The organism is Chryseobacterium sp. Leaf201 (assembly GCF_001421435.1).
In the GTDB taxonomy this organism is placed as follows: domain Bacteria; phylum Bacteroidota; class Bacteroidia; order Flavobacteriales; family Weeksellaceae; genus Chryseobacterium.
Window position 1 is genome coordinate 1 of record NZ_LMKA01000052.1, and the last position, 12,780, is coordinate 12,780.

Annotated in this window: 11 protein-coding genes and 3 tRNA genes; 4 read left to right on the forward strand and 10 right to left on the reverse strand. The window is 42.2% G+C overall.

What is annotated here, in order from left to right; genetic code table 11:
• Positions 1-396 precede the first annotated feature (396 nt).
• Together ASE55_RS04250 and deoD are read left to right on the forward strand one after the other, a co-directional pair.
• Positions 397-3,504 carry a VIT domain-containing protein gene (locus ASE55_RS04250; protein WP_056215998.1) on the forward strand — a complete coding sequence of 1,036 codons (3,108 nt, stop codon included), beginning with the start codon at positions 397-399 and terminating at the stop codon, positions 3,502-3,504.
• Positions 3,505-3,880: 376 nt separating this feature from the next.
• Entirely contained in the window at positions 3,881-4,591 is a 711-nt protein-coding gene (deoD, locus tag ASE55_RS04255; protein ID WP_056216001.1) for a purine-nucleoside phosphorylase, read from the forward strand.
• A gap of 62 nt (positions 4,592-4,653) precedes the next feature.
• On the opposite strand, the gene ASE55_RS04260 is transcribed toward deoD, so the two are convergent.
• The 10 genes from ASE55_RS04260 to ASE55_RS04305 form a co-directional block, all read right to left on the reverse strand.
• Entirely contained in the window at positions 4,654-5,439 is a 786-nt protein-coding gene (locus ASE55_RS04260) for a TatD family hydrolase (RefSeq protein ID WP_185116272.1), read from the reverse strand.
• On the reverse strand, positions 5,436-5,753 hold the full coding sequence (locus tag ASE55_RS04265) for a hypothetical protein (protein WP_056216002.1): 318 nt from the start codon (positions 5,751-5,753) through the stop codon (positions 5,436-5,438). Before ASE55_RS04265 ends, ASE55_RS04260 begins: the two co-directional genes overlap by 4 nt.
• Positions 5,754-5,772: 19 nt before the next feature.
• Positions 5,773-5,841: transfer RNA gene (locus tag ASE55_RS04270), tRNA-OTHER, on the reverse strand.
• A gap of 5 nt (positions 5,842-5,846) precedes the next feature.
• Positions 5,847-7,766 carry a hypothetical protein gene (locus tag ASE55_RS04275; protein WP_056216004.1) on the reverse strand — a complete coding sequence of 640 codons (1,920 nt, stop codon included), beginning with the start codon at positions 7,764-7,766 and terminating at the stop codon, positions 5,847-5,849.
• On the reverse strand, positions 7,753-8,181 hold the full coding sequence (locus ASE55_RS04280) for a hypothetical protein (protein WP_056216006.1): 429 nt from the start codon (positions 8,179-8,181) through the stop codon (positions 7,753-7,755). The genes ASE55_RS04275 and ASE55_RS04280 overlap by 14 nt, the downstream gene beginning before the upstream one ends.
• Positions 8,182-8,363: 182 nt before the next feature.
• Positions 8,364-8,435 (reverse strand) — tRNA-Gly (locus ASE55_RS04285).
• An 8-nt stretch (positions 8,436-8,443) separates the two neighbouring features.
• Positions 8,444-8,516, reverse strand: a tRNA-Asp gene (locus ASE55_RS04290).
• A gap of 7 nt (positions 8,517-8,523) precedes the next feature.
• Positions 8,524-9,888: an SDR family oxidoreductase gene (locus ASE55_RS04295; protein ID WP_056216008.1), complete on the reverse strand. Its 1,365-nt coding sequence runs from the start codon at positions 9,886-9,888 to the stop codon at positions 8,524-8,526.
• A 176-nt stretch (positions 9,889-10,064) separates the two neighbouring features.
• Positions 10,065-10,715, reverse strand: a complete 651-nt coding sequence (locus tag ASE55_RS04300) for a hypothetical protein (RefSeq protein WP_056216010.1) — start codon at positions 10,713-10,715, stop codon at positions 10,065-10,067.
• Between the two features lie 2 nt (positions 10,716-10,717).
• A complete protein-coding gene (locus ASE55_RS04305) occupies positions 10,718-11,428 on the reverse strand; it encodes a DUF434 domain-containing protein (protein ID WP_082474341.1) in 711 nt (236 codons plus the stop codon).
• Between the two features lie 154 nt (positions 11,429-11,582).
• Between ASE55_RS04305 and ASE55_RS04310 the strand changes: the two genes are divergently transcribed.
• Together ASE55_RS04310 and ASE55_RS04315 are read left to right on the forward strand one after the other, a co-directional pair.
• Complete coding sequence (locus ASE55_RS04310; protein ID WP_238584992.1) at positions 11,583-12,251, forward strand: hypothetical protein; 669 nt, start codon at positions 11,583-11,585, stop codon at positions 12,249-12,251.
• A complete protein-coding gene (locus tag ASE55_RS04315; protein ID WP_056216014.1) occupies positions 12,229-12,756 on the forward strand; it encodes a DUF4919 domain-containing protein in 528 nt (175 codons plus the stop codon). The genes ASE55_RS04310 and ASE55_RS04315 overlap by 23 nt, the downstream gene beginning before the upstream one ends.
• Positions 12,757-12,780 lie beyond the last annotated feature (24 nt).

Consider the following 12,780-nt stretch of genomic DNA (forward strand, 5'->3'; position numbering starts at 1 on the left):
AATTGAGTAAATTACATTCTCAGCACTTATAATGCTATTAACCAATTAAGAATTAGAAAAGTTAAAATTGGATTATTATATTTAATAATCTAATTTTATCGGTCCTTTCTTATTCGACTTAAATAAAGTATTCTTCCCTTCCTGAAGCTGAATTATTCTCATAAGGTAACAGATTTTAATTCTCCGACATAACTTTCTGTACTTTATTTAACAACTTTTCAATAATATATATTCATCATCTTCTCTGTCGTGATAGGAATAAATTAATGGATAAAATATAAGAGGAATTATAATTAATACAGGGAATCCGTACAAACTTTAACCGTCTGTCCCAACCCTTTCCCGGGTTTCCGCATCTATATCAGTATAAGCTATGATAAACCTAAAAATTATCTTATGAAAACTTTATATATACAATTCCTGTTTCTTGTCTCTTCCGTTTGCTTAGCGCAGGTTCCGGTGATTGAAACGGCGGACGGAAAAGGCGGGTATGCAAAAAATAAGCAGGTAGTCCTTCAGAAATTAATGATCGAAACCAAGATCACAGGCAGCCTTTCTACTCATGTTGTGACGATGGTCTTTAAAAACAATTCCAATCGGTTAAGAGAAGGGCGCCTGACTTTTCCGCTTCCGGAAGGCATTAATGCCAGCGGATATGCTTTGGATATCAACGGGAAGCTGCGCAGTGCTGTGCCGGTAGAAAAAGAAAAGGCCAAAGAAGTGTATGAAACCATCAGGAAAAGAAATGTTGACCCGGGTGTTCTGGAAAAAGTGGAAGGCAATAACTTCCGGACCACCATTTACCCGATTGCTGCCAACGGAGGCGAAAGGACGGTTCAGATTACCTATCATGACGAGCTGAAAAGATCAGAAAACGGCTATCTGTATTTTCTGCCCCTGAATTATTCATCTGAAATTCCGGAATTCCATATCAAAACCACTGTTTTTCAGAATGCCGCTCCTCCTCAGCTTGAAGAAAAACCGGACGGCAGCTTTGATTTTGTGAAAAACGGCAATGCCTGGACTGCAGAGATCCATAAAACCAACTATGTACCGGGGCATAATCTGAGAATCAATATTCCCCGGGGCAGCGACAGTCAGAATATCCTTATCCAGAAAGCTTCCGGCAATGCATCCTATTTCCTGGCCAACCTGAACATCAGCCCCAATGAACGTCCGAAAAAACTTCCGGGGGAACTGGCCATCGTATGGGATCATTCATTAAGCGGAATCAAACGTGACCATGCCAAAGAACTGGCTTTGCTGGAAGCCTATTTTCAGACCCATAAAAATCTGTCGGTAAAAATTTATTTCATCAGCAATACATTTGATGAAGGGAAAAGCTTTACTGTCAGGAACGGGGACTGGAGCCGTTTAAAATCGTATTTGTCACAGGTGACCTATGACGGCGGAACTGATTTCGGATTGTTGCAGCCGGTAAAAGGAGATGAGATCCTGTTTTTTACCGACGGGCTGGCTTCTTTCGGAGAACTGAAACTGGACTGGAAACAACCGGTATATACCGTCTCTTCATCAAATACTGCAAATTTCAACCGGTTGAAATTCATCAGCAACAGAACAGGCGGCGAATTCCTGAACCTCAATGAAAATGATCCTGAAAAGGAAGTCAGGAAATTACTGTTCAAGCCGCTGAAGTTTTTAGGCATTGAAAGCAATCCGTCCGTTGACGAAGTATATCCTTCGCTGAAACAGACCATCTCACAGGATTTTGTCCTGACCGGTATTTTAAAAGGAAACCAGGCTGCGGTTAAGCTGAAGTTCGGCTATGGCAACGAAGTGACAGAGGTGAAAACCGTCATGCTGGATGCTGCCGGACAATCGGTAAAAGACTGGGAAATTTCAAAATTCTGGGCCCAGAAGAAACTGAACGAACTGGAAATATTTGAAAAGCAGAATAAAACCGAAATTAAAAACATCAGCCGGCAGTTTGGCCTGGTCAGCAATTCCATGAGCCTGATGGTACTGGAGAATGTGGAAGACTATGTACGGTATGATATTGCCCCGCCTGCAGAGCTGAAAGCATCATTCGATCAAATGGTGAAAAGCAGGCGTGCCGCAAAAGAAGAAAGAGTGAATGACCTGATGAGCGATGCCGAAGCCATAACAGAAAACCTGAAAGCATGGTGGAAAAAAGATTACCGTCAAAAGCCCAAACGGTATCCTCAACCTGACCGGGATCCCGGATACACAGATTCTGTAACCGGAAGACGGGTAAGAATTGAGGAAGTTGTGGTAACGGGCGCATCCGGAAACAGAAGAGAAAACGAAAGCCTACAATCTGACGAGGCCATAGAGGTTTCGCAGCCTGACAACAGGATTGAAGAAGTGGTGTTAACAGGCGCGTTAGGGATAAAAAGAAGCGCACAATCGGTTACTTCCGCATCCACTGTTGTGACTTCCGAGCGGGTTCGGGAACAGCCGCAGATCAGTACAAAAGAAATGTCTTCTCTTGCCTCCAGTAATGCAGTGCAAACATTACAAGGAAGAGCACCGGGAATAAAAATCAGCACGGGATATGAGCAGGATAAATTATCAGATGTTATGAATTCGGGGAGAATCATTATTTCGGATATACCGTCAGGCGAAGAATACATGAAGGTGTTCAGGGGGATCAGAAATCCGGAAATGATCTATGGAATATATCTTAAAAACAGAAAAGCATACGAGAACCTGCCTCAGTATTATTTTGATGTTTCCCAGCTGCTGTTTAAAAATAATGACAGAAAAGCGGGCCTGAAAGTATTGAGCTCCGTCGCTGATCTTGACCTTGAAAACGAAGAGCTGTATAAATTACTGGCGTACAGGCTGAAACAGGCTGAAGCCTACGACAAGGAATTATTGGCAACCCAAAAGGTCCTGGAATGGAGGCCTTTCGATCCGCAGAGTTACCGGGATTATGCCCTGGCTCTGGAAGACACCGGAAATTATCAGCAGGCTTTGGATAACCTGTATAAGATTCTCAACCAATCCTATACAAAAGAACTGGCCGACCGCGACCAGGGAATTGAAGAAACCGTTATCATGGAAATCAACAGGCTGATCAGTAGGTACGGAGATAAGCTCGATCTTAAAAACATCAATCCGAAAATCATCGCAGAACTTCCGGTCAACGTAAGGGTAGTGATCAGCTGGAACAAAGATGATACGGACATCGACCTCTGGGTAACGGATCCCAACAATGAACGCTGCTATTATTCCCACAAGGAAACGGAAATCGGCGGCAGGCTGAGCAATGATTTTACCAGGGGCTTCGGCCCGGAACAGTTCCTGCTGAAAAAAGCCGTTAAAGGAAAATATAAAATCCAGACCAATTTCTTCGGGGAACGTCAGACAGGCATAGCTGGGCCGACAGCAATTATGGCGGAAGTCTTTATCAATTATGCCACCGGAAAACAGGAAAGAAAAATAGTGGTGTTCCAGAATCAGCAAACAGATGGAAAAAGAACTGACGACGGTATCCTGATCGGTGAGTTTGAGTTTTAATTATCAGAATAACAGTTTTTCAAATAAAATTATATGGTTTTATTAAGATGTTAAATCTGCTGGATTATATAAGATCGTTTGCTCTGCAGAACTTAAGAGAATGAAGGTGAAAACACAATAAATGAAATGGTGGAACTGTTTATATAATGGTTGATGTATGATGAAGAAGACAGAGTTTTGAGCGCTTGCAGCACTGCAGGCGCTTTTTTATTTGATATAAATAAGACTTTTTATAGTCAGAATAAATTAAGCATTTATATTAAAATTTTATCGGATTGATGCCTGTAAATATAATAACCTTTCCCGACCTTCCCGACAAAGTTTCTTTACAGCCATAAAGCATTTTCTTTTTATCTTTGCTCCATTAAATAACAGTATGAGTATTCACATCAGTGCCGGCAAAGGAGAGATTGCCAAAGTCGTGTTGCAGCCGGGAGATCCGCTCCGCGCACAGTTCATTGCCGAAAAATATCTTGAAAATGCCGAATTGGTCAGCAAGACAAGAGGGATTTTTTATTACACAGGTTTTTATAAAGGGAAAGAAATAACCGTAGGAGCGAGCGGAATGGGCTTCCCAAGCATCGGGATTTATTCTTTTGAGCTGTTTACCGAATATGAAGTCGATACCATAATACGGATCGGGACCTGCGGGGCATACAGTACGGATCTTAAGCTTTTTGATATCCTGAATGTAGAAAAAGCGGCCAGTGAAAGTACCTACGCAAAATATGCCTGGGGAATTGAAGAGGAAATTCTGTCCCACCAGGGAACGATCTTTAATACACTGAACCGGACTGCCGGTGAACTTGCATTAGAGGCAAAATCCATCAATGTCCACAGCAGTGATATTTTCTACCGGAAAGATCCGACTGTTCCTGCTATTGCTGGTAAGTACAACTGTCCGGCCGTGGAAATGGAAGCGTTCGGGTTATTTGCCAATGCGCAGCATTTAGGGAAAAATGCAGCCACCATCCTTACCGTAACGGATATTATCCCGACCCACGAGAAAATTTCCGCCGGCGAAAGGGAAAGAGCCCTCAGGCCTATGATGGAGCTTGCGCTGGAATCGGCGATTAAAGGACTGTAAATAGTATATTTATATACATTTTAACATACAAAAGAGCCTGGCAGATGTGCTGAGCTCTTTTTCTATATCCTGAAAAATTTCCGGGCCGTTTCTGTGGTTTCATCAGCCACTTCAGAAATACTGATTTTCTTTAGATGGGCAATCGCCTGGGCCACATAGGGTAGGAATGCAGGTTCATTTCTGCGGTGCTGCATCCGCGGCATATTTTTCGGCAGCATAAACGGTGCATCGGTCTCAATCATCATACGGTCAAGCGGGACATACCGGATCACTTCTTCCAGATGGCTGAACCGGTTCTGATCGCTTACTGCTCCCGTGAATCCCAGGTAAAAACCTTTATCAAGATATCTTTTTGCTTCGTTCAGTGTTCCGGTAAAACAATGGACCACCGCTTCCGGCATTGTGGAACGGTAATCATCCGTGATATCATTAAACCTTCTGAAAGCAGATCTTTCATGCAGGAAAAGCGGTTTGTTAACTTCAATGGACAGTTCGAGCTGGGCACGGTAACACGTTTCCTGAACGGGCCTCGGCGAAAAATCCCGGTCAAAATCAAGTCCGCATTCCCCTACGGAAACCACATGGCTCTGGTCCAGCAATGTTCTGAGCTCCTGAATACTCTGCCTGGTAAAAGACTTCGCGTCATGAGGATGAATGCCTGCCGTGGAATATAAAATTTCAGGATAATCTTCTGCAATCCCTGCAGATTCCCTGCTCCCGCGTACGCTTGTGCCGGTAAGGATCATCTGTTCCACACCGTGATCCAGGGCACGGTTGATAATTTCTTCATGTTCGTTGTGAAACTGTTTATTGGTTAAATTGATACCGATATCAATCAGTGTATTCATTTTTTTGAGGTTTTGTTAATTAAAAAATATCCTGTTACATGTGCCCGGCTTATTGAGCTTTTAAATGATTTTTCAGAATAATAACTTCTGTAATCGGAATCTGTTCTTCCGTTAATTTCTCTTGTAATTTTAGCCCGGATTAACTTTCTCCTTTTTCTTCTCTGTTTAAAAAATCTGACGGTTTCACTGAGCTGGTCTTCTATTTCAGAACTTTCCGTTCTTCTCCATTTTTTATTGCCGTACTTTTTCAGATAGGGTGGAATCTTCCCCCATTCATAACTTCTGAAAGTCCCTTTGTTATATACGTTTTTCATAATGCCATCACTTTAAAACAGAAACAGGCAGGATTCGAACCTGCAACTTTCCTGTGCGTGGAATGTTTTTCCGTTAAACTACTGTTTCTTTGATTAGGTTTCAGCTTCCAGAAGGCTGAAATATTCCGTAGCGGTTAACGGCCTTATATTCCCTTCAGGGCTCACCTCTTTTTTTAATTCACAGATGAGCAGGTCTCCCTGCCTTTTCAGGCATCTGATATGCGGAATAATATTTTCATGAATCCTGAAGGTGGACGCAACAGCCGTTAAAGCATTGTTTTTATACTGCGGTTCTATCCAGAGCCAGTGTTCATTTCCCGTGGACGGGCACCAACATTTTACGGCGTACGAATGTTTATCTGTTCCCCGGGAATACAGGCCGAGCCTGCTGTTTTCAACGGCGTATACTTCATAGTGGTTTATCTTTTTTACGGAAGATTCATTTCCGTTCCTGTCATACTGAAAATAATTTACCGGAATTTGCGCTTCATTGATTTTTAAGGCCCCGAGTTTTTTCATTAAAGTTCCTACGCCCACATAACTGAAACAGAAAAGCCTGAATTCACGGTCATAAGAATCAAAAAACGCTTCAGGCTTTATCGGCTCCGTTTTATCCCAGAGTTTTTCAATTTTATTTAAAATGTTCAGGAAATAAGATGAGCTGTAATTCGTCCATTCCCGTTCATATTCCCGGGTGACAAAATGCTGAAAGCTGCTGTGCCTCAGTTTCAGAACGGAAACCAGCTTCTGCAGCGAATGGATACAATACCCCGGGACATTATATTCCAATGATGACCCTGAAATGATACATTCGTCCTTTGTGATATAAACCCGGTCTCTCACCTTAAAATAGATCTTGTCAGCCAGATCTTCATAATCCTCATTCTCATCATAAAGATAATGGTTTACTTCTTTCAGTGACGGAAATTCTGATCCTTTCTGTCGGTCTGATGTCAGATAATTGATGTACTCCAAAGATCTGAAATGTACGGTGCCGTTAAACACAAGCCTCTGGTTAATTCTTTTCAGATGGTTAAATTCGCAGTATTTATGCATGATAAGCGTTCCCGCTTCAACCAGATTTTTTGCAATTATCTGATCCGTATTAAAATTTCCGGTTACTTTCTCAAGCATGTCCAGGTAACAGGTTTCAGAACCGTGGTTCTGAAGGTTGCCGTGAATTTCATGAAGCATAGGAAAAGCAGCAGCACTGTTGCGGTTGATCATAATGGTTCCTGTTTTTTCCAGTGCCGGGAAATTGATATAGGAGCCGTTTTCAAAATGAATTTTTCCGGTGGTTTCCTGAAGCTGCGGAAAAGATGCTTTCGTACTTTCAAACCTGAGGCTGCCCGTAATTTTTTTCAGCACAGGGAAATGATGGGTAAATTCATGCACTGATTTTTCACGGTTTCCCATGACAAGCGGGCCATGAATGAATTCCAGATTCGGAAAAGAAATATGCTTACCGAAAATAGTAACCGCTCCGAGAATTTCACGATGAGGAAAAACCAGGTCATTGCCAAAAATATCAATATTGAAAATACCGTCTTCAGGCAGAATATCAATTTCATACTGATGATTAACCGGAATAACGATTCTTCCTTTTTTTAATTTTTTACCCCTTGCGTAAACAGCCGAATTTTTAAGGTTGATACTTCCTCCGACAGTCATTAAATGCGGGAAGCTGAAATCAATGATACATTTGATGTTTCCTTTTACTTTCTCCAGCCCGTCCAGTGCTGCAGGGCAGTGCAGCGTAAAATTCCCTTCCACAGTCTTAAGCACGGGAAGTGAACAGCCCGGTGCATCCACAGACAGGTTTCCCTTTACTTTGACAAGGTTCGGAAAACAGCAGCCTTCACCGCGCAGCAGCAGGTTACCGTTGACTTCCGTGAAATCAAAGACCATGTCCTTAGAATAGATTTCCAAGGATGAGTATTCATCGGTATTGATTTCCTGCGCCTCTTTCTCAGAAAAGATTTTACAGTTTTTTATCGCTTTAGTCGTAGGCATTTTCGTTGAGCTGGGTTATCGGGTTATATTCCTGCTGGATATACTTTACAAAATATCCTTTCTCTATACAGAGTATGTCATGTTCCTGATGGATAATAAAAGCATCTTCAGGAATAAAAAATACTTCCGTACCATCATTTTTGCCGGTTATTTTATAATTCCGGGCTTTCAGGATGTGCTGGTTCCCGGTCTTTTCCAGGCAGTACTCCTTATAATTTTCGGTATGGTCATCAATATTTCTGATCCTGTTTTTATTTCTCACGGCCCTTCTCTGAACCGGTGGTATAATTTCCGGTTTTTTCTGAGCAGCCACCTGAAGCTTTTCTTCAGCCACTGGCCGTTCTTTCCACTGCATCTGAACAGGCGTTCGGACTTCTTCAATAATTCCGAAAAAAACCAGTAATTTTTTAATCATGATATTCTGTTTTTTAATAAAGCACAAAAAGGCCGGGATTGAACCGGCAACCTGTCCGGTAAGGACATGTTTTTCCGGATTAAACTACAACTTATGCTTTTATCCGGGAGTACAGCAGGAATCGAACCTGCATCTCTGATCAGTGAAATCAGTGTCCTTCCGTTTGGAACGATGTACTCCTTAGAAACGTACGGGACTCGAACCCGCAGCCTCTGACTTGGCAGGTCAGTACTCTTCCATTGAGCTACCGTTTCAGTTTTTGGGAAGCGTGCAGGACTCGAACCTGCGGCCTCCGCCGTGACAGGGCGGCATTCTTCCTGCTGAACTAACGCTTCTCTGTTTTTACCAGGGGTGAACTTTATAATTTTTCAGTAAAACACCGCTGAAATAATTCCCTTTAATCCCTTCCGCAACCGGATGCAGAATTCTTGCTGCACCGTCTACAGAATCCAGCGGCGGGATATACCCCTGCTCAAACTGTTTTTTTCTTAAGCTTTCCGTTGCTCCCGTGGAGATCCATCCAACGTCTACGGCACTCATGTAGATGCAGTCTTTTTCAAATTCTTTTGCCGAAGTAAGCGTCATCATATTCAGGGCAGCTTTGGTCATATTGGTATGCGGATGGAAAACCGTTTTGTTTTCATAACTGAAAATCCCTTCCGAAGAAGTAACATTGATGATGAATTTTTCTTTAAAAGATGAGTTTTTCATCAGTGGCTTTAATTCCTTGATCAGGAAATAAGGCGCGATATGATTAATCAGGTTTACCTCTACCAGTTCATACAGGGAAACCTCTTCCAGGGTAGAGTTCCAGCTCGTTTTATCCCGGTTGTCTACAGGCTGTCCGAAACGGGTAAGGGCAATGTCAGTCTCTTCATTACATGCATATTCCAGTGTCCCGATTTCGGTTGAAACGGCCGTGGCATTCGGAAACAGTTTTTTATGGTTTTTATATTCCGCCAGCATTTTATTTTCACGTCTGATGACGGAAAGGTAATATTCATCCGGATATTTTATGGTTTGTGCCGCGTTATTAATCAGCACATCCAGCGTATTGAAATTCGAGGCATAAAAATCTGTGAATTCCTGAACTGCCTTTAAATTCCTGAGGTCCAGACCATAGATCCAGAGCCTGTCTTTCCACTTCTCATAATCGGCTTCCTGCTGCAGCGTTTCCAGGGCCAGGGCCGGAAACCGGGTCGTTAAAACCAGGTTGACATGGCTTCTCAGCAGTTTCAGGGCTGTTGCCAGCCCAACCTTTACACGGCCTCCCGTCAGGATCACGTTCCGTCCCGAAAGATCTGCTGATAAAAAACGCCTTTCATAATTTTCTCCAGCACATGTCGGGCACATCCTGGTATAAAAAGAATGGGCATGCCGGTAGCTTTGGTTGCAGCAGTAGCAGTTCTTTGGAATCTGCAGCCGGGTAAGCTGGGTTTCGTCTTTATGATCGTCATAAAAAACAGAAATTCCTGCAAGGGCTTTCTTCATCAGAAACGATTCAGCACTGACTTCAAGGTCGTGCGATTTCATTTCCCAATAGCTTTCCTGGCGGTTCTGTTTTCTGGCGTTTTTATGGATCTTGCTAATCAGCCCTGAAAAAACAAGGTTGTCAGGATTGGTGAACGGCTCATCTTTCAGGGCATTCAAAACCTTGAGACATGATTCCCATTCATTTTGCGTAAAGTGTTGATGAAAAAAATCCATTGCTTTTTATTTTACAATGGCAAAATTATCTGTGGAGTGCGCAATGTTTTTACGTACCTGTGAAAAATGTTATGAAATCCTGAATTTATAGCTCTTATCATCTTTTAAAAGAACAGGTCAGGTTAATATGCCGACAGACCAGATTAAGTACTTTTTTCTGTGATAATCCCGGATCATTACTCGTTAATAAAAACTTCCAGAAACCCGATCAGCTGTTCTCCGCCGTGGCTCCACCGGATACCGTGCCCGCCTTTTTCCCTGATTTCAAAAACCAATCCGTGCTTATAATGAAAAAAGACGTTCCACCATGTAGTGTGGTCTAAAATAAAATGAATTTTCTCCATCACGTTCTGCTGCTTTTGCCTGTTGTTTCCTGTTATGTCTCCCCAGAATTGGTCATCCGTTCTGCCGGCATGTTTTTCCCATGCCCGCTGTGCGATAGTCACTTCTTTGTTAAAAGGTTTTTCACACGCTTCAATCAGTACAGTCCGCGACGGCGGAATGGCATTTTCGTCCCGGATGCTGGCTGAGGTAACCCGCTGTCCCAGGATATTCAGCCAGTGCTCAAAAGGAATTTGCTCCATCTGCCGGGCCTTATGTTCATCAGCATCCCTGCTTTCAAGAATATTAATAAAAATGCGGAAGCTTTCGGCACGGTCGGGTTTTATTTCTTCATGAAAGAAAGGCAGATCCCATTCTAACGTTCCGGTTTTAAATTTTTGAATGTTACTGCTTATGCTATACAGATGCTCCTCAGCTAAAACAGACTGGTATTTTTCTTTCCAGGCTTCTGAAAATAATGGGAGGTATTTGTTGAATAAATCCATGATTAAACCATTTTTACCAGGTTAACATCAAGTTTTTCTTCTTCAATTAAGTATCCGGCAAGGTTAAACCAGTTCCGGCAATGGTCCAGGATCCAGGCATCTGAAGAGACGGCAATATCTGCATGTTCCACGAGAAACCTGTCCGGATTAAATTCCAGTTCAGCTTCCCAGTTCAGCTCATTTTCACGGGCAAAATCCAGGACCATCTGTTTGATCCTGCCGCTGTTGGAAACAGGCCTGTCGAAAATCCAGATTAATTTCGAGGCTCCCGACTTTTGAAAGAATGCAGCAACGAGTTCGATGGATCTTAAGGTCTGGTTTACTTTTCTGTATGTTCCGTGCACACCGGAAAGATCCCGTAAACAGCTGTCTGCTCCCTGGAATATATAAGCCCCGGAAAGCAGGCTTTCCAGGATAATGATGATATTAAAGCCGTCCAGATGCACGGTTGTACTTTGTAATGCGGAAATCTGAAGTTCTTTGTCTGCCCTGGTCCGGATCTGGGTTTCTGAGGCGGAAGCAGCACGGACTGCCTGGATCTGGCGGGTTTTAAGACGGTAGCGGTTTCCAGTGAGTTCCGAAGATGCTTTTTCAGCATATCCTCTGCTTAACAGGTAATGCATGTCCTGAGTTGCCATTTTCAGTTTTCCGGTCTGCTTTTCTGCACCGAAAAGCAGATCGTCACCTGTATTTTTTCCGCGGTTTTTTTGCATGCCCAAATGTAAATGTATTTTTTTAAAATAACCAGTGGCCCTAACGTACACAAGAGAGAGGAATATTTTTTTCGTTAGGAATATAGCCTGAAATATAGGTGGCTAATCATTAAATAAAATTTTATTACCGGGGAAATAATTTTATTTTTGTTAGATGTTGGAAAACCGATCTCCTTTTTTAAATACCCTGTTTTTGCTCCGCAAGGAAGAAAGCATGACCATTTATACAGACCTTCAGGAAATCTCTGCAAGGGAAGAGGAAGATGCCGCAGATTATTTTGAATCTGAATTTGAAAAAGAACGGCTGGAATTTCTGTCGGATCAGGTCAGTTTTCATAAAGAATCCGCAGTATGGGCGGCGAAAGTGCTGTATCACAGTGCACAGCTGTGCCTGGTGAGAAAAGATACATCCGGCAGCCTCGGGAAATTAATTCCTGATTTTACCGGAAAAAGGGATGTTTCTTCAATCCTGTCGGCAGATTTATCGTTAAGGTTTTTGCCGCAGATGATGGCGGTCTTACAAAACGCTGATCCTGAAGATCCGTTGGTCAGGATGCTGGAAACTATCCTGGTGCAGTTTCATTATTCCGGGATCGGGTCTGATTTGAACCTGGAAAAAGTAAATTGGGAAGAAGAATTGAGCAATACTACCTACCGGAAGTTATACCTTGAAAGAATTGTAGAGAAAAAAGATTACAGGCTGGCAGAAATCCCATACATCAATCATCTGCTGATGGCGGAATTCGGACTGTATAAAGATGAGTTTTGGAAAGAATTAAAAATTAGCAACACACAAGAGCATGAGCCAGGAAACCGTATTTGATTTTGTAAAAAATCCTACCAAGGAAAATTTTCTGAAATCCAGGGAATTGGTGATAAACAGTCCGGATTATGATCCTTATTCTGAGGATTTAACCATTATGGAAAAACTGTTTGAGGATAAAGCGTATGAAAAACTGAATTATTATGTTACCGTTAATGTGCTGTTAAGCCCCAGAGCACATTTTATAAAATACCTTTCTTTAAAGGAAACCGGAAATACAAAAGCAGCAGAAAGTATCATGTTTATCTGCTATCATATTTTAAACTGTATTGAAAAGACCGGAGATGGAACCATGCAGAATCCATATATTGTAACCAGGGTTTCAGACGAGACTGATTTTTTACAGTTTCATCTGAGAAAAAAGCATGTTCAGCAAAAATTAATAGAAAGTGAAGGTAAGTATATGGATGTTTTAACGTTAGAAGATGGATCTGAATTGTATTTCGATATCACGGTGCCTTACCGGAGAATTGCTTTTTCCTTTAAAAAAAGAAATGAGGAATAGAAAAAGGCGGAAATTTTAAAATGT

Bases quoted from the DNA above. Each gene is read 5' to 3' on its own strand.
- ASE55_RS04295 (WP_056216008.1), bottom strand. From the start codon at position 9,888: ATGGATTTTTTTCATCAACACTTTACGCAAAATGAATGGGAATCATGT.
- ASE55_RS04260 (WP_185116272.1), bottom strand. From the start codon at position 5,439: ATGAATACACTGATTGATATCGGTATCAATTTAACCAATAAACAGTTT.
- ASE55_RS04275 (WP_056216004.1), bottom strand. From the start codon at position 7,766: ATGCCTACGACTAAAGCGATAAAAAACTGTAAAATCTTTTCTGAGAAA.
- ASE55_RS04280 (WP_056216006.1), bottom strand. From the start codon at position 8,181: ATGATTAAAAAATTACTGGTTTTTTTCGGAATTATTGAAGAAGTCCGA.
- ASE55_RS04250 (WP_056215998.1), top strand. From the start codon at position 397: ATGAAAACTTTATATATACAATTCCTGTTTCTTGTCTCTTCCGTTTGC.
- ASE55_RS04265 (WP_056216002.1), bottom strand. From the start codon at position 5,753: ATGAAAAACGTATATAACAAAGGGACTTTCAGAAGTTATGAATGGGGG.
- deoD (WP_056216001.1), top strand. From the start codon at position 3,881: ATGAGTATTCACATCAGTGCCGGCAAAGGAGAGATTGCCAAAGTCGTG.
- ASE55_RS04305 (WP_082474341.1), bottom strand. From the start codon at position 11,428: ATGCAAAAAAACCGCGGAAAAAATACAGGTGACGATCTGCTTTTCGGT.
- ASE55_RS04315 (WP_056216014.1), top strand. From the start codon at position 12,229: ATGAGCCAGGAAACCGTATTTGATTTTGTAAAAAATCCTACCAAGGAA.
- ASE55_RS04310 (WP_238584992.1), top strand. From the start codon at position 11,583: ATGTTGGAAAACCGATCTCCTTTTTTAAATACCCTGTTTTTGCTCCGC.
- ASE55_RS04300 (WP_056216010.1), bottom strand. From the start codon at position 10,715: ATGGATTTATTCAACAAATACCTCCCATTATTTTCAGAAGCCTGGAAA.